A 16,986-nucleotide genomic window follows, 5' to 3' on the forward strand; every position below is an offset into this window, starting at 1 on the left:
GTGACGTTCCCGCACCACACCACGGTCACCGGGGCACAGCCCGGCCGGGCCGCCGACCCGGTCGTGGCGGCCCTGGGCGGACTCGGCTCGGCGGTCGACTGCACGGGCCTGCGCAGCCTGTCCCTGGAGGGCCCGCTCGTCCTGTGGCTCGTCGTGGAAGGCGAGCTGGACCTGTTCGCGGTCGACGCCGCGCAGGCGGGGCACTGGCACTTCCTGGGCCGGCTGGAGGCGGGCACCCTGCTGCTGGGCCCGCCCGAAGGCCCCGAACACACCCTGCTCGGACGGCCCCTGCACGGCTGCCGGCTGCGCCGCATCGAACTGCGCGAGCTGTACCGCCCCGACTACGGCGACCAGTGGACCGGGCAGCAGATCGGGCAGTGGCCCGGGCATACGACCGGACAGTGGTACGACCAGTGGACCGGACAGTGGTACGACCACGGGCCGGCCGGCGCGGCCGACGCGATGCTGAGCCCCTTGGAGGACGCCTTCGCGCTCGGCGTCGGCCGCGGCCTGCGCGTGCTCTACCAGGCACCCCTGGAGACCCGTCCCACCACCGGCGGCGGCGGGGCCGACGACGACATCCTGTGGATGCAGATCTCCCCCGGCAGCGTGCAGTACGGCGCCGTCTACGAGGGGTACGGAGAGGACACGGCCGGCGCCCTCCTCGTCGACGCGGCGATGTGGCAGGGCATGGTCGACCAGCAGTACCGGCTGCTGTACGCCCTGGACGACTGGATCGAGCAGCTGGAGCGCGCCCACGAGGACCGCACGGCGGCCGGTATCGAGGCCGGCGAGGCTGCCCGTACCCAGGCGGACCAGACGCTGCTGGCTTCCATCGACCGCCGCGGCAGGGGCTCGCGCCGCGGTGCGAGCGACGACGCGACCTTCGCCGTATGCCGCCTGGTCGCGCGCGAAGCCGGCATCACCGTGTCCGAACCGGTCGGGGTGGGCGCCGGCGCGTCGGGGCGGACGCATCCCATCGAGCGCATCGCGGTCGCCTCGCGGATCCGCACCCGCACCGTCAGGCTCGCCGGCCGCTGGTGGCGGGAGAACAGCGGTCCCCTGGTGGGCGGGCGCGAGGAGGACGGGACGCCGGTCGCTCTGCTGTGGCGGCGCGGCGGATACGAGGCCGTGGACCCGGCGACCGGCGCGCGCGAGCGCATAGGCAAGGCCAACGAGGCCGCGTACGAACCGCGCGCCGTCATGCTCTACCGCCCGCTGCCCGACGGGAAGCTGGGCCTGCTGCGGCTGGTGCGTTTCAGCATGCGCGGAACCGGCGAGGAGCTGCGCAGCCTCATCCTGGGCGGGCTGATCGCGGTCGGCCTGGGCGCGCTCGTACCCACCGCCACCGGCAGGGTGCTCGGCGAGTACGTACCCAACGCCGAAAACAGCCTCATCGTGCAGACCGCTCTGGCGCTCATCGCGACCAGCGTCGTCTCGGCCGCCTTCACCCTGCTGCAGAACATCTCCATCCTGCGCATGGAAGGCCGCATCGAGGCCACCCTCCAGCCGGCCGTATGGGACCGCTTGCTGCGGCTGCCGACGAAGTTCTTCACCGGCCGCTCCACCGGCGAACTGGCCGGCGCGGCCATGGGTATCAGCGCCATCCGCCGCGTGCTTTCCGGTATCGGCTCGGTGTCCGTACAGGCGAGCGCGGTCGGCACGATGAACCTCGTGCTGATGCTGCTCTACAGCGTGCCGCTGGCGATGGCGGCCATCGCCATGCTGCTCGTCATCGCCGCGGTCTTCCTGGGCCTGGGGCTGTGGCAGCTGCGCTACCAGCGGCAGCTGATCAAACTCGGCCACAAGCTCAACAACCAGGCGTTCCAGACCCTGCGCGGCCTGCCGAAGCTGCGGGTGGCCGCGGCCGAGAGCTTCGCCTACGCCGCCTGGGCCCGGGAGTTCGCCCGAACCCGCGAGCTCCAGCAGCGCATCGGCCGGATCAAGAACGTCAGCACCGTGCTCAACGCGGTCTACCTGCCCCTGTGTACGCTCGCCATGTTCATGCTGCTGGCCGGACCGGCCCGAGGCAGTATGTCCGCCGGCGAGTTCCTCACATTCAGCACCGCCGTGACGATGATGCTGTCCTCGGTCACCCAGCTGACCGGCGCACTCATCTCGGCTGCCGCCGTACAGCCCATGTTCGAGCAGATCAAACCACTCCTTCAGGAGACCCCCGAGGTCCGCGGCTCCAGCACCCAGCCCGGAGTGCTCAGCGGCGCCATCGAGGTGAAGAACCTGTCCTACCGGTACACGGACGGCGGCCTGCTCGTCCTCGACGGAGTGTCGTTCCAGGTGCGGCCGGGGGAGTTCGTCGCGATCGTCGGGGCCAGCGGCTGCGGCAAGTCCACCCTGCTGCGACTGCTCATCGGCTTCGACGAACCCCTCTCAGGCAGCGTGCTGTACGACGGGCAGGACCTGGCGGCGCTCGACCAGACGGCGGTACGCCGTCAGTGCGGCGTCGTCCTGCAGAACGCCCAGCCCTTCTCCGGGTCGATCCTCGACTGCATCTGCGGTGCCGAGGCGTTCTCGCTGGAGGAGGCGTGGGAGGCCGCCGCGATGGCGGGCCTGGCCGAGGACATCAAGGCCATGCCCATGGGCATGCACACCATGCTCTCCGACGGTGGCGGCACCGTCTCGGGCGGCCAGCGCCAGCGGCTGATGATCGCCCAGGCCCTCATCCGCAAGCCGCGCATCCTCTTCCTGGACGAGGCCACCAGCGCGCTGGACAACGAGGCCCAGCGCGTGGTCATCGAGTCCACGCGCGCCCTGCGCTCCACCCGCGTCGTGATCGCCCATCGGCTGTCCACGGTCATGGACGCGGACCGGGTGATCGTCATGTCGGACGGGGGGATCGTCCAGCAGGGTCCGCCGGCGGAACTGCTCGCCGATACGGACGGCCTCTTCCATGAACTGGTCCGCCGTCAGATCAGATAGCCCGGCGACCTCTCGGGGGCGGGGATCAACTCCATCTGTGGACAGGACCATTGCCGATCACGCGGGGCGGCGACGGCGCACGATGGCCTGGAGGGGGGTGGCGGGTTGCAGGAGCAGGCCGACCTGCGGGGCTACACCGGGGGCGGGGATGTCGAGGTGCCAGCGCTGGGCGACGGTGGCGAGCAGCAGAGCGGCTTTGACCTGCGAGAACCGGGCTCCGAGACAGGTGCGCTGACCACCGCCGAAGGGGTACCAGGCGTGGTCGGGTACGGGGTCGGCAGCGTCGGCGTCCCAGCGCTCCGGCCGGCAATGGTTCCTCGGACTTGACGCACTCGATGATCTTGGTGCTCATCGAGGTGAAGTTCCCCCGTACCCGCGACAGCTAGCCCGGTTCTCCCCCGAAAGGAGTGGCTCAGTCGCCACTGACGGCGAACGGACCGCCCGCGCCGAAGGCCAGTTCGGCGAAGCGCTCGCCGATGCGGCGGTGACCGGCGGTGTCGGGGTGAAGCTGGTCGGGCAGCGGAAGCTCGGCGAAGTCCGGTGCGCCGTAGAGGGACCGACCGTCGAGGTAGTGCAGGTTCGGGTCCTCGGCCGCCCGTTGCGCGGTGATGCGGGAGAGCTCGTCCCGGATGACGTTGAGCGTCAGCCGCCCGGCGGCGACGTCCGACGGGTCGCCCGCGGCCCGGAAACTCAGCTTCGCGGAGTCGAAGTCCGGTGCGGTGGGGCCCGGGGTGTCCTCGTGGATGGGACAGAGGACGGGGGAGACGACCAGCAACGGGGTGGTGGGGTGCCCCTCGCGGATGGTGTCGAGGAAGCCGTGGACCGCGGGGGAGAAGGCGCGCAGGCGCATCAGATCGGTGTTGACCAGGTTGATGCCGATCTTGAGGCTGATCAGGTCCGCGGGGGTGTCACGCATGGCGCGGGCGGTGAACGGGTCGAGCAGGGCGTTGCCGCCCAGACCCAGGTTGATCAGTTCCACGCCCCCGAGTGCGGATGCCAGTGCCGGCCAGGTCGCGGTCGGGCTGTCGGCGGAGGAGCCCTGGCTGAGCGAACTGCCGTGGTGCAGCCATACCCTGCGGCCGTGGTCCGGGACGGCCTCGACCGGGGCGTCGGTGCGCAGGGTGATCAGCTCGGTGATCTCCCCGTGCGGCAGCCAGATCTCGATCTCCTTCAGGTCGGCGGACAGCCCGGTGAACCGGATGGTGCCGGGCGGGCCGGGCCGGGTGGCCGCGGACTGGGCGGCCATGTCGACGGTGTGGACGTTCCCGCCCGCCACGCTGGCCCGGCCGGTCCGGCGGCCGTCGACGAGCAGGTCGTACACACCGTCCGGACGCGTCGGGGCGCCCAGGTAGACCGTCTTCGTGGGGAGCACGTCCAGTTCGACGGCGGTGGCCCGGGTACGGAAGGCCAGCCGCACACCGGAGGGTTGGGCCTCGACCATGGCCAGGCCGCTGGGGAACTGTTTCCGGGCCCAGGCGGGCAACCGGTGGGGCAGCACGCCGTGCGCGGTGCGTTCCAGGTCGAGGGCGCCGCGCAGGATGCGGGGTTCGATGGGTGTGGTGATCCAGCCAGTGGTGTGGGGGGCACGGACGACGGACGGATCGGCGATTGGCTCCATGAACAGCGACAATAGGGACCGTAGGTTCCAATGGCTCACGAATTATCCCCGGCCGGCGCCCCGCGACGCGCTCCTGCGTCAGCATCGTGCGATCGCACCGTACGGAGCGAAGTAACTCGCCATCCACACGCCGCGAACCCCTGCGCTCTTGGCCGGGCCCCTTCCGGAACGGCACACTGGTGATGTTCGCGATCCGCAAGTCGAGGAGTGACCGTGCCCGTCCCGATCATCATCGACTGCGACCCGGGGCACGACGACGCCCTCGCGATCATGCTGGCGGCGGGTGATCCCGCTGTCGATCTCCTCGCCATCACCACTGTCGCCGGCAATCAGACGCTCGCCAAGACCACCTTGAACGCGCGCCGGGTCTGCACACTCGCGGGAATCGCCGACGTACCCATCGCGGCCGGCTGCGACCGCCCGCTCGTCGAACCGCTGAAGGTGGCGGACGACGTGCACGGCACTTCCGGCCTTGACGGACCCCAGTTCCCCGAACCCACCGTGGACGTGGTCCCCGAGCACGCGGTGGATCTCATCCACCGGATCCTGACCAGCCATCCGGAACCGGTCACGCTCGTCCCGACCGCTCCGCTGACCAACATCGCCCTGCTGCTCACCCGCTACCCCGGTGCCGCCGCCCGCATCCGAGAGATCGTCCTCATGGGAGGCTCGACGGAGCGGGGCAACCGGACCCCGGCAGCCGAGTTCAACGTCCAGGCCGACCCGGAGGCCGCGGACATCGTCTTCCGCAGCGGTGTACCGGTCACCATGTGCGGCCTCAACGTCACCCACCAGGCGCTCGCCACGCCCGAGGTGGTGGCCCGCTTCAACGACATGGGTACCGACCTCGGCCGTACCTGCGCCGAGCTGCTGATGTTCTACGCGTCCACCTACCGCGAACTGTGGGGGTTCCAGGACCCGCCGCTGCATGATCCCGTCGCCGTCGCCCGGGTGATCGATCCGAAGATCGTGCACTGTGTGGACGCCAATGTCGTCGTGGAACTGCACGGCCGGTACACGCGGGGGGCGACCGTCGTCGACCTGCACCGGTACATGGACCGACCGGTGAACGCGCAGGCGGCGATCACCCTGGAGGCAGACCTGTTCTGGGACCGGATGGTCGCCGCTGTCGCGACCCTGGGCGGCCGCAAGGGCTGAGCGGCGCGTCAGGTTCCGGCCGGACGAGGCCGGAGCGAGGCCGAAGCGAGGCCGAGGGAGGCTGAAGGAGGCCATCGAAGTGCTCTGAGGGCTGTCCGGGGCGGATGATGGCAGTGTGGAAGCGGAACCGGAACCGGAATTCGGCGGGGCCGAACCCGCCGACGCCCTCGGCATCGCACCGACCGCCCGCACGGCGGTGGCGTGGATACCGCCCCCGGAGCTCTGGCCGAGCATCCAGGACATCCGTTGGGAGCACGATCCACAGATCCGCCGGTGGCCGCCACACGTCAACCTGCTCTTCGGTTTCGTGCCGGAGGCGGAGTTCGCCCGGGCTGCCCCGCTGCTCGCCGCGGCGGCCGCCGAGAGGGTGCCGTTCGACATACGGCTGGAGGGAGTTCACGCCTTCAGACACCGCGCGTACGCCACCGTCTGGCTCGACCCGGCTGCTGCCGACAAGGCGCCATGGTCCGGCCTGCACCGGGCGCTGGGGGAGCGGTTTCCGCGCTGCCGAGGCCGAGGCGAGAGCTTCACACCGCACCTCTCCCTGGGACGGACGCGGAATCCGAAGAAGCTCGCCGCCGAATGCGCCGCCCGCCTCGGCGGGCAGTCGGCAAGGGTCGGGGAGGTGGTCCTCCTCTCCCGCCGGGCCGACGGGCCGATGCGGGCACGGGCCGCTATCACTCTCGGAACGGGCCAGGTCACGTGGCTCCCGGAGACCGGCCGAGCCGGTCAACACAGCACGCATCACTAACGTAACTCAGTGTGAAAGCACGCCCGCTCTCACCGTCGGCGGGGGGGGCTGACACGGGGGAGGCGGCTCAGGAGAGCGCCAGCCGCATGATCCGGCCTTCGCGCCCCAGCCATGGGGGCGGCGGCCGCGGTCCGGGCGCCCTGGACTCCCCGAAGTCCGAGAGTGTGGGCATCGCGCGGTTCGGTGTGGGAGGCGGCGCGTAACCGGTCCCGCAGCAGGGTCAGTTCACGGCCGGGCGGGACGCCGAGCTCGCCGGCCAGCAACGTGCGCGTGTCCGCGTAGACCTCCAGGGCCTCGGCGAGCCGCCCGCAGCGGTGCAGGGCCAGCATGAGGTGCGCCCGCAGCCTCTCGTCCAGGGGGGACTCCTGGACCAGCGCCACCAGATCGGGCACCACGGCGTTGTGCCGGCCCAGGGCCAGCTCGCAGGCGACCAGCCGCTCCTGCGCCTGCCTGCGCAGCCCGCACAACCGCTCGCGCTGTCGCTCGGCGTCGGGCCCCGGCACGCCGGCGAGCGGCTCCCCGCCCCACAACTCCAGGGCCCGCGTGAGCAGATCGTGCGCCGGACCGGTCTCGCCGCGCTCGCTCAACTCCCGCCCGGCCGTCACCTGCCGCTTGAACACGATCGCGTCGACTGACTCCGCCGGCACCCGCAGTGCGTACCCGTCGCCGTCCGACACCAGCAGCCGGTCCCGGTCCTGGTCCCGGCCCCGTACCACGCGGCCGGGTTCGAGCAGGGCACGCAACCCCCACGCGTACGTACGCTTCCCACCGCCCGGCCGGGCGGCCGTTCCCCCCACACCGCCGAGATGAGATCCCGCAGCGCCCGCCTGTTCCGTCTCCTGTCGGTCCCGCGGCTGGCGACGCTGGACCTCGCAGGGGCGGCGGCGCTGGCCGGGCTGGAGCCGTCGGAGGCGGAGCGGTACCTGGAACGGGTAACGGAGCTCGGACTCCTGGAGTCCCCGGCCCCGTTCACCTACCGGTTTCACGATCTGCTGAGGGAGTTCGCCGCCGCGCGGTCCCGGCAGTGCGACGGACAGGAACGTACGGCGGCCCTCCTCCGGCTGGCCGACCACATCCTGGCCTGCGCCCGCAACGCCTACGCCGCCGAGCGCCCGGGCCACCCGCTTACGGACCTGCCGGACCTGCTGACCCCCACGGTCTCGAACGGTACGCCCTCCGCCCCTTCGGCCTCTTCCGCCCCTTCCACCCCGTCCACCCCGTCCACCCCGTCCGCCCCCGAGCGCGAAGGGCGGCCACCACTCGCGTTCCACCCCGAGGCCGTTCTCGCGGTAGCCGTACAGACCGTGGAGGCGGCCCCCTCGGCCGTCGGGCTCGTCGCCGATGCGGTGCTCGCCCTCGACCCGCTGCTCGACGGCTCGTTCCTGTGGGCCGCCCTCATCGCCCCGGCCCATCGCATCCTGCGCGCCGCCGGGGAACAGGGCCATGTGCGCGCGGCCGGCCGCATCGGCTACATGCTGGGGGCCGCCCTCACCCGGCTGGGCAAGTTCGACGGGGCCGAGGGCACCCTCCAAGACGCCGAGCGCGCGGCCCGTGTGGTCGCCGACGAGGTCGTACGGACCGAAATCCTCACCTGCCGGGCTCTGGTCCGGCAGGGACGCGCCGACTGGGGGCGGGCCGACGCGCTCTACCGGGAGGCGATCACCGTCGGTGCGGCCTGTGGGAACGTGTGGGGCACCACCAACGCCCTCTCGAACAGCGTCAGCGCACTCCTGAACCTGCGCCGCTTCGGCGAGGCCGCCGAAGCCGGCCGGGCCAGTCTGACCGCCGCCCGCGACAGCGAGGACCGCTACGGCGAAGCCCATGCGCTCTACAGCCTGGGAATCGTCGCCCGGCACACCGGCAGCACGGACGAGGCGATCGCCCGGCACAGGCAGAGCGCCGAGCTGGGCGTGCGATGGGGCTACCCGGCCTTCGAGGTGATGAACCTGATCTCGGAGACCGCGGCCCATCTCGCGGCGAACCGCCCCTGGGATGCCGCGGAGTGCGGCGACCGCGCGCTGGCCGCCGCCCGCCGGGTCGGATGGCGCGCCGCCGAGGGGCGAACCCTGCACCTCCTGGGCACCGCGCTCGCGGCGGTCGGTGACCGCGACCGTGCCAGGGCCCGGCTGAAGGAGGCCATGGTGCTCCTCGGCGCGCTCGGCCTGCCCGAAGCGGCGAAGGCCTCGGCCGTCCTGGCCTCGCTCCCCACCGAGCTACGCACTGAACTCCCCACCGAGCTACGCACTGAACTCCCCACCGAGCTCCCCACCGAGGCCGCGCTCTGACGGTCGCCGGCCGCCTCCGGGAGAAATTGCAGCAGGCACCGACATCGATACCGTCCGTTGCGTAGGCTTGCCGTCTACGGACGGCTCCGGCACCGCGGTGTCCTGCTGACGGGTATGGAGCCGCAGGCATACCAGGCGGTGCACCTTCCCATGTCCGACGGCTTATGGCTCACGGGCGGCCCGCGATCGACGCCGATCGCCTCACGCGGGTCCAGCAGAGGCCACCCCGTTCCGGGGCCTCGTGACCGGTCACAGCTCGGGCACAGGCCAGACCGTCAGACTGGCCCGCCGAGCCGGCATCGACGTCCGCACCCGGACCGACCCGCGACCTCTGCCGCTCCCACCCCCGGAAGGACCCCGTGAGCCACTACGAGTATGCCGACGCCGAAGACAAGCGCCTGATCGTCGAGCCCACCCGCACCGGCGTCCGCTTCATACCCGGCCCCACCGGTGTCGACGTCCCGCACCACCAGATCGAGGCCGTTATCGCAGGCATCCGGGACGCGGCCTGCCAGGCCACCATGCGGGAGGCGGCCCCGGGCCCCTGATGGCTGGAGTCCAGGGCGCTGACGGCCGCGGCCGTCGCTCCCGCGGGCGCGGAGGTCCGCGTCGCCTACGACCCGGACCGCCGGGTGTCCCCGGCGGTGGAGGGCGATACCTCGCCCTGGAAGTCCGCTCTGTGGGCCGTGCTCCTCCTCGCCTTCAGTACCGGGATGGCCGCGAGGAGGCGCGCCCTGGACTCCGAGGACGCCCGGTGAGGCATGGGTCCCGGTGCGCCCGGGCCACGGCACTAGGTTCCGGGCTTGCGGCCGTAGACGTACACATCGTCACCGTTCTTGAGCATGTTCCAGTACGCCTTGGCGTCCGCGGGCCGCATGTTCACGCAGCCGCCCGACCCGGGCGGGTTCCACATGCTCTTGTTCACCGAGTGGAAGGCTATGCCGCCGTCGAAGAACTGTGAGTAGGGCATCTCGACGTCGTAGATGGTCGACCAGTGGTTGATGCTGCGGTAGTAGATCTTCTTCAGGCCGGTCCGGGTTTCGGTGCCGGCTTTGCCCGTGCGCACCGGGACGGGGCCGTAGACGAGTTCCCCGCCGTCCTGGACCCAGCTGAGCTGCCTGGTCAGGTCGACGCAGGCGATCCGCCCGAGGTTGACGGGGCATTTGCCCGCCCGGTTGGGGGTGTTGCCGGCCGCCCGCTGGTCCAGCATGGTGCTCATCGTGCGCCAGGTGAGCGGTCCCGCGTACCCCGCGGTGGGGGTGATGCCGTGCGTCGCCTGGAACGCCTTGACGGCGTTGCAGTCGGCCGCCGACTGCCACCCGTCGACCGGCCGCCCCAGAAACTGCTCGACCTGCCGCTGGTACGGCCCGGTGGTCACGTTGCAGGACGCGGCCTGCGCCGTCCCGCCCCCGGCGACCACCAGCGGCGCCGCCAGCGCCACCGCGCCGCCGACCACTGCCGCTGCCCGTCGCCTCGTACGCTTCCGCATGAATGTCACGTCGGCCTCCCGACGCATTTCTTCCCCGCCAGGAGCCGGAACGTGCCGGAGCTCGGGGTGAGTTGGGTTCCCGGGTCCGTAAATCACCTCGTACCAATGCCGTACGGGCGTGCACGGGGGTGATGCGGAGCACGCGGCCTGTTGGCGCGATGCCCCGCATCCCCTTCCGCGTCCTACCGGTCCTGGGAAAGCTCGTACAGCTCCCGGAACATGCCGCCCTCCACGGCCACGAGTTGGTCGAAGCTGCCCTGCTCGGTGATCCGCCCGGCGTCGAGGACGACGATGCGGTCGGCGAGCCGGCAGTTCTCCATGCGATGCGTGACGATGACCGTGATCCGCTCTTCCCTCATGTCCCGCAGCCCGGAGAAGACCATGTGCTCACCACGCGGGTCCATCGCGGACGTCGGCTCGTCCATGACCAGGAGTGCCGGGCGGCGGTGGAAGGCCCTGCCGCAGGCCAGGCGCTGCCACTGTCCGCCGGAGGGCTCGTGCCCACCCCACAGGGAGCGGGCCAGCAGTGTGTCCAGGCCGCCCGGGAACCCGGCGACGGTCAGCCTCATGCCGACCGCGTCCAGGGCCTCCCAGACGGCTTCCTCACCGCGCGGGCCGGGCTGGCCGAGGGTGATGTTCTCGCGGGCGGAGAAGGGCCAGTGGCCGTACGACTGGGTGACGAGGCCGACATGTGTCCAGGCGGTGCGCTGGTCGGAGTCCGAGGTGGGTACGCCGTCCCAGGAGACCGTGCCGGTGGTCGGGGCCGTCAGCGCGGTCAGGAGCCGGATCAGGGTGGACTTCCCCGCTCCGTTCTCGCCGACGACGGCGACGACCTCGCCCCGGTTGAGGGTGAAGGACACCGGGCCCAGCGCGGGAGTGTCCTTGCCCGGGTAGGTGTACGTGGCCTCCTCCAGCCGGATCTTCTCCGGAGCCTGCGCCACCTGAGGTCCGCGCGCTCCCGACTGCTCGGCGGACTGCTCGATGAAGGCGGCGTAGTCGCCGAGGTAGAGGGCGTGCTGGAACATCGCCGCGCCGTACACGACCAGGCTGCTCAGGGCGGCGGTGGAGGTCCGCATGGCGACGATGGCCGTACCGGCGGCGCCGATGGCCATGTACCCGCCGACGACGAGTCCGGCGAGCGCACCGTAGGTGAGGACGACGAACGCCCCGGAGGCGGTGGCGGCGATCAGGTAGACGGTGAGGTAGCGGGGGGCCGAGGAGACCATCCTGGAGTCGATGCGCCCGCACACGGCCTCGTACCAGTGGTGGCAGTACTCGCGCATGGAGTTCCCGCGCAGCTCGTCAGCGAGCTTCGGGGTGGTCAGGTGCCAGCGCATCATGTGCTTGATGTTCCGCGAGGCGATCGTCTCGTTGTGGAGGGCGTAGTCGAGGCGGGCGGCGTAGACCGAGCCCAGACCCCGGGGAATCACCGACAGCAGGAGCAGTGGCAGCAGGAGCGGGTGGACCACGGCGAGGACGGAGGCGACGGCGATCATGTCGATGAGGCCGCCGGTGAAGCCCAGCACGTCCTGCAGGAGCATGGCGGAACGGGCGGATCCGGTCTCGGCGGCCTCGGAGCGCTCGGTGAAGTCGGGGGCGTCGTAGGCGGCGAGATCGACGTCCATGTGGGCGTCGACCATGGCGAGGTCGGCGAGGGTGGACATGCCGGGGGCCAGTCGGCGGGCGGCGCTGCCGGAGGCGATGGAGGCCAGCGCCCCGAGCGCGGTCATCGCGGCCGCGACGATCAGCGGCCACGCGGCGGCCGTGATGCGCTCCTCCACGGTTCCGCCCGTCAGGAGCGGCCCCATCGCCCTGGAGATCGCCGCGAGGGCCGCCGCCGTGCAGATCCCGCCGAGGACCTGGGCGCAGACCAGTACGAAGAACGCGGTCCGGTTCACGGCCAGAGCGAGGCGGGCGGTGTGGGCGAGGGAGGCCGGCACGCGGCGGGCCATCTGGACCAGCGACAGCCGCTCCATGGCCTGCTTGTGCTGACCCCAGGTGAACTTGAACTCCGGCGGCGCGGCCAGGACGGGTTTCTCCGCCTGCTTCCCAGTCTTCCCAGTCATCTCGTGCTCCTTCGACTCGTCGGTGCGGGGCGCCAGTTCGGCCGGTGTGCCGGCATGACGAAGAAGCCCACCCCCCGACGTGGGGGAAGGCGGGCGCGGTGTCCGGGGGAACTGGAGGGAGTGAGTAGACAGCAGGCCGGAGGGCGGAGCAACGGGATCTGGCCGACCTGCCGACGCCGGCGGCACCGGCCCGCTGGCGGTCCGTGTCGGGCCTCGGCGGAGCGCCGGGGATGCCGGGACGCGGAGAACGGCCGGAACCCGTCGGTGAGTGGGGTGGGCCTTCGGAAATCGGTTGCGGCCCAGGGCGAGGGGGCGGGCTGACGGCTGACGGTGCTCGGCGGGTGCTCGTGCGGGAGGGCGATCGGGCGGGTGGGTGCTCGTGCAGGCGGCGGTCGGGTGGGCGGTGCTCGTGCGGGCGGGCGTCGGGCGGGCGCGGGCAGGGGAGAGCCGCTCACCACCGGAGCAGCGGATCCATCCTGAGGCGTGTCGTTCTGCGGCCGCGTGGGTGGTTTCCCCGCCGCGTCGTGGTGCGGCCGGGCGGCCGGGGCACGAGGATGGGGCCGCCCCCGCACCCCGACGTGCAGACAGGAGCTCTTCCGTGCTTGAACGCCAGCGCCGTAAGAAAGCGACCGAGGTCACCTTCGTCCTGCCGGCCGATGCCCCGCCCGGGCCGGTCAGCGTGGTCGGCTCGTTCAACGACTGGAAGCCCGGCACGCACGTCCTGGAGGCCCGGCTGGATGGCACACGGGCGGTCACCGTCGCCCTGCCCGCCAAGAGCACCCACTCGTTCCGCTACCTCGCGGCGGGGGACTACTGGTTCAACGACGAGGCCGCCGACGGCCAGGACGGCCCCAACTGTCGCCTGGACACCTGACACCGGCTCCTCCAGGACGGGGACGCCGGGGCCGGAAGGTCCCGGCTGTCACCTGGAGGCCTCCTGCCGAGGCCCCGGCGCCATGTATCCGGTGCTGCCGGTCAGCCGGTCAGCCGGTCAGCCGGTCAGCGGGTCAGCCGGTCGGCTGGTCAGCCGGTCAGGGTGGTCAACGCGTGGGCCACGCAACTCTACGGTGTCAGCATTGAGTTGACCGCTGCACGTTCGGGTGGTTCCGCCGGGGTCTACGCGCGTCCGGTGCTCGGGGCCGCTGCGGGGCCCCGAGGGTGGGTTCGTGATCACTGAACCCACTTCCCCGACTCCCGACTCGCCCAGCCGCCGCACGCTGCTCGCCGGCGCGGGCGCCCTCGCCGTGGCCGGCGGTGTCGCCGCGGCGATTCCCGCCACCGCGGCCCCCGCCACCTCCCTCGCGCCCGCCTCAGCGCCTTCGGCCGACACGGAGACCTGCCTGTCGGTCGCCCGCGCCGTCCTGGTCCGGGACGACAACGACGAGTCCCTGGTGCCCCGTTACTCCGACATCCTGCTGAAGTCCGGCCTGCCCCGGTCCCGCAGGGCCCCCAAGAAGGTGCTCGTCATCGGCGCCGGGCCGGCCGGCCTCACCGCCGCCCACCTGCTGCGCTCGGCCGGACACAAGGTCACCGTGATCGAGGCCAACGCCAACCGCGTCGGCGGCCGCATCAAGACCTTCCGGGCTGGCGGCCATGAGGGCGCCGCGGCCCCCTTCGCCGACCCGAAGCAGTACGCCGAGGCCGGCGCCATGCGCATCCCCGACAGCCACCCCCTGGTGACCGGGCTCATCGACAGCCTGGGGCTGAAGCGCCGCCCCTTCCACCTGGTCGACGTGGACGGCTCGGGCCGCCCCGCGTACCGCACCTGGATCCTCGTCAACGGCCTGCGGGTCCGGCGCGCCGACTACGCGCGCGACCCGCGCGCCGTCAACCGCTCCTTCGGGGTCCCCGCCGCCTACGAGACCGTCCCGGCCGCCCAGATCGTACGCGGCGCCCTGGCCCCCGTACGCAAGCTGATCGACGGCAAGGAGGGCCGTGCGCTCGTCGAGGGCTGGGCGCAGGTCATCCAGCGCTACGGCCACATGTCGATGTACCGCTACCTCACCGACGAGGCGAAGCTCGACGAACAGACCGTGGACCTGATCGGCACGGTCGAGAACCTCACCTCCCGGCTCCACCTCACCTTCCTCCACTCCTTCATCTCCTCCGCCCTGATCAGCCCGGACACCCGCTTCTTCGAACTCCCCGACGGCACCGGCACCCTGGCCGACGCCCTGTACGACCGGGTCAAGGACCTGGTGCGGCTCGACCGGCGCGTCACCCGGATCGCCCAGGACCCGGAGAAGAAGAAGGTCACCGTGGAGACGGTCTCCGAGGGCCGCGGCGGCAGCCCCGTGGAGCGGGAGACGTTCACCGGTGACATCGCCATCGTCACCGTCCCGTTCTCCGGGCTGCGGCACATCCCGGTCACGCCCGCCCTCTCGTACGGCAAGCGGCGCGCGGTCACCGAGCTGCACTACGACGCGGCGACCAAGGTGCTGCTCGAATTCAGCCGCCGCTGGTGGGAGTTCACCGAGGCGGACTGGAAGCGCGAGCTGGAGGCCGTACGCAAGGGCCTGTACACCGACTACCAGCTGGGCCGCACGAAGGGTGACGGCGCGCTGCTGGGCGCCCACCCGGCGACGCCGAAGGGCCATGTCACGCAGGCGCAGCGCGCGCACTACGCGGCCAGCCGGCTCATCGCCCGGGACCAGCCGGAGGCCGCGGGCGTGATCGGCGGCGGCTCCACCACGGACAACCCCAACCGCTTCATGTTCCAGCCCTCGCACCCGGTGGAAGGCAGCGCGGGCGGAGTGGTCCTGGCCTCCTACAGCTGGGCCGACGACGCCCTGAAGTGGGACGCCTTCGACGACGCCGAGCGGTACCCGCGCGCCCTGTCCGGCCTCCAGGAGGTGTACGGGCAGCGGATCGAGGTGTTCTACACGGGCGTCGGCGCGACCCAGTCCTGGATGCGCGACCCGTACGCGTACGGCGAGGCCTCGGTACTCCTGCCCGGGCAGCACACCGAGCTCTTCCCGCACGTACGCCGCCCCGAGGGCCGGCTGCACTTCGCCGGCTGCCACACCTCCGTCAAGCCGGCGTGGATCGAGGGCGCGCTGGAGTCGGCCGTACGGACCGCGCTGGAGGTCCACCTGGCCGAGTGACCGCCGGCCCCTGGAATTCCGTGCCGAGGGCGCGCCCCGTCGGCGGCAGGCCGCTACCGCGTACGCCGCACACCCCGTCGCCGCGGGGCGCGTTCACGCCGGGCTCACCCGGATGGATCCGAAGGGCGGCGTCGAAAGGATCGGCCGGTCCGGCCCACATTGCTTCCCGCATGGGTGGGCCACGTTGACAGAAACGCAATGACGTGCGAGAAAGAGGCGCCCCGGCCGGGACCGGACAAAGCGTCTCTCGCTGACTCCGTTCACCCCGCGAACCCGCCACTCCCGCCCACACGCGCGCTGAAGAGCCGCGAAATCCAATGCGCCTTCGGCCGCGGATGCGGGAATAGTGGGTACATCCGACATCATCACCGCGTCACCGAACGGACGGCTCCCCTTTGACCATCATTCCCGGATCGCGCGTCCCTGGGAGAACCTGGACGGTCCGGCTGACCGGCCACGCCGATCACACCGTCAGCGTCGCCTGCAGCAACCTGACCTGCCGTATGCCTCCCCGGTCCCGCGACACCGCCGCGATGCGCCGCTTCGCCGCCGAGCACGCTCGGGCGCATGCCCGTCTGGTCACGGTCAGGCCCAACGCCGCGTGCGCCTGCGGCGCCGCCGAGTGCTCGTTCCACGAGAACGCCCGGGCGTCCTGCTTCGGCACCCCGCTGCTGCTCCTGGTCCACAACCCGGTCATCGGCCAGGTGTGGACGCTCATGGAGGTCTGCCAGGCCTGCGCACCGCTCATCCCGAACGTGTCCGTCCTCGCCCGCGCATCGCGCCCGGCATCCGCGGCGCCCACCGCCACGTCCGCGCCCACCGGCCGGCCCTTGGCCCCACCGGTCGTTCCGGGCGGTTTCTCTTCCCCGGAAGCGGCTCCCGAGGCCACCCCGAACCGCCGTCGGCCCCCGCGCCGGGTCAGCCGCACTCAGTCCAAGCGCTGAGCTCGGCTTTCAACCGGTAAGGGCGCCCCGGCGCTCCGTGTTGCCGAGGACGCCCCACCAGACGGAGCCGAGCAGCAGAACGCCCGGGCCGACCCCGGCGACCGCCGCGATGGTGGCCTGGGAGGATCCGTAGGCGCACAGCGCCAGCCCCACCGCGCCGCACGCGGACATCCCCGCGCCCAGCCAGCGAAGCGGCGGCAGCGCCCAAACGGCCGCGAGCCCGAAGAAGTGCAGCCCGACCACGAGCGCGATCCAGGCCACCGTCGCTCGCGGGGCGTGCAGCAGGCTGTTGATGGCAACGAACCCGGCCAGTCCGATGACCACCTCGGCGGCCACCACGAGCCAGTAGCGCCGTCCGAAGCCCGTCCGTGGCGCGGCGTCAGCCGTCTGTGGCGCGGTGTCAGTCGGCCGGGGCGCGCGCCCGCGCCGCAGCACGACGAACAGGCCGGCGAACGCGGCGATCGCGAGCCCCCGCAAGGGAGCGCCCACGTTGGTCGGCAGAGCACCGGCGTTCACCACGATGAAGACGAGCCCGAATATGCCGCCGATGTACCGACTTAGAGCGACCGGCAGTAGGTGCCGAAACACGGTCGTTGTGAGGGGTGGCAGCAGAACGGGCACAGGCCCACGTGAT

General features: G+C 71.9%; 13 protein-coding genes and 1 pseudogene. 8 read left to right on the forward strand and 6 right to left on the reverse strand.

Going from position 1 to position 16,986, the window contains the following annotated elements; all coding sequences use genetic code 11:
• The gene (locus J7I97_RS30555) at nt 1-2,937 is read left to right on the forward strand and encodes an NHLP bacteriocin export ABC transporter permease/ATPase subunit (protein WP_214941338.1); all 2,937 of its coding nucleotides are present in this window, start codon (nt 1-3) and stop codon (nt 2,935-2,937) included.
• Nucleotides 2,938-2,994: 57 nt separating this feature from the next.
• Here J7I97_RS30555 and J7I97_RS30560 read toward each other — a convergent pair.
• Nucleotides 2,995-3,231: pseudogene (locus J7I97_RS30560) on the reverse strand (cytochrome P450); the annotation flags it as partial.
• Between the two features lie 118 nt (nt 3,232-3,349).
• Nucleotides 3,350-4,555: a GDSL-type esterase/lipase family protein gene (locus J7I97_RS30565; RefSeq protein WP_214941341.1), complete on the reverse strand. Its 1,206-nt coding sequence runs from the start codon at nt 4,553-4,555 to the stop codon at nt 3,350-3,352.
• Nucleotides 4,556-4,768: 213 nt separating this feature from the next.
• Here J7I97_RS30565 and J7I97_RS30570 point away from each other — a divergent pair, with 213 nt between their 5' ends.
• Nucleotides 4,769-5,713 carry a nucleoside hydrolase gene (locus J7I97_RS30570; RefSeq protein WP_214941344.1) on the forward strand — a complete coding sequence of 315 codons (945 nt, stop codon included), beginning with the start codon at nt 4,769-4,771 and terminating at the stop codon, nt 5,711-5,713.
• 115 nt (nt 5,714-5,828) lie between these two features.
• The gene (locus J7I97_RS30575; protein WP_308363827.1) at nt 5,829-6,464 is read left to right on the forward strand and encodes a 2'-5' RNA ligase family protein; all 636 of its coding nucleotides are present in this window, start codon (nt 5,829-5,831) and stop codon (nt 6,462-6,464) included.
• A gap of 29 nt (nt 6,465-6,493) precedes the next feature.
• On the opposite strand, the gene J7I97_RS30580 is transcribed toward J7I97_RS30575, so the two are convergent.
• On the reverse strand, nt 6,494-7,207 hold the full coding sequence (locus J7I97_RS30580) for an AfsR/SARP family transcriptional regulator (RefSeq protein ID WP_214941347.1): 714 nt from the start codon (nt 7,205-7,207) through the stop codon (nt 6,494-6,496).
• Nucleotides 7,208-7,270: 63 nt separating this feature from the next.
• Between J7I97_RS30580 and J7I97_RS30585 the strand changes: the two genes are divergently transcribed.
• The gene (locus J7I97_RS30585) at nt 7,271-8,749 is read left to right on the forward strand and encodes a hypothetical protein (protein ID WP_214941350.1); all 1,479 of its coding nucleotides are present in this window, start codon (nt 7,271-7,273) and stop codon (nt 8,747-8,749) included.
• A 359-nt stretch (nt 8,750-9,108) separates the two neighbouring features.
• Nucleotides 9,109-9,297 (forward strand): hypothetical protein, encoded by a 189-nt coding sequence (locus J7I97_RS30590; protein WP_214941353.1) that lies wholly within the window; start codon nt 9,109-9,111, stop codon nt 9,295-9,297.
• 242 nt (nt 9,298-9,539) lie between these two features.
• On the opposite strand, the gene J7I97_RS30595 is transcribed toward J7I97_RS30590, so the two are convergent.
• Nucleotides 9,540-10,238 carry a L,D-transpeptidase family protein gene (locus tag J7I97_RS30595; protein ID WP_214941373.1) on the reverse strand — a complete coding sequence of 233 codons (699 nt, stop codon included), beginning with the start codon at nt 10,236-10,238 and terminating at the stop codon, nt 9,540-9,542.
• Between the two features lie 182 nt (nt 10,239-10,420).
• Entirely contained in the window at nt 10,421-12,304 is a 1,884-nt protein-coding gene (locus J7I97_RS30600; protein WP_214941356.1) for an ABC transporter ATP-binding protein, read from the reverse strand.
• A 598-nt stretch (nt 12,305-12,902) separates the two neighbouring features.
• Here J7I97_RS30600 and J7I97_RS30605 point away from each other — a divergent pair.
• The 3 genes from J7I97_RS30605 (at nt 12,903) to J7I97_RS30615 (ending at nt 16,352) form a co-directional block, all read left to right on the forward strand.
• Nucleotides 12,903-13,178, forward strand: a complete 276-nt coding sequence (locus J7I97_RS30605) for an isoamylase early set domain-containing protein (protein ID WP_214941359.1) — start codon at nt 12,903-12,905, stop codon at nt 13,176-13,178.
• A 292-nt stretch (nt 13,179-13,470) separates the two neighbouring features.
• Nucleotides 13,471-15,408, forward strand: coding sequence for a flavin monoamine oxidase family protein (locus J7I97_RS30610; protein ID WP_374195529.1), 1,938 nt, complete (start codon nt 13,471-13,473; stop codon nt 15,406-15,408).
• Nucleotides 15,409-15,911: 503 nt separating this feature from the next.
• On the forward strand, nt 15,912-16,352 hold the full coding sequence (locus J7I97_RS30615; RefSeq protein ID WP_214941362.1) for a hypothetical protein: 441 nt from the start codon (nt 15,912-15,914) through the stop codon (nt 16,350-16,352).
• A gap of 9 nt (nt 16,353-16,361) precedes the next feature.
• Here the strand turns inward: J7I97_RS30615 and J7I97_RS30620 are convergent.
• Nucleotides 16,362-16,986 (reverse strand): hypothetical protein (locus J7I97_RS30620; RefSeq protein ID WP_308378373.1); only part of this gene is annotated, 625 nt, incomplete at its 5' end.

Origin of the sequence: Streptomyces sp. ISL-87 (genome assembly GCF_018614095.1) — a bacterium.
Lineage (GTDB): Bacteria > Actinomycetota > Actinomycetes > Streptomycetales > Streptomycetaceae > Streptomyces.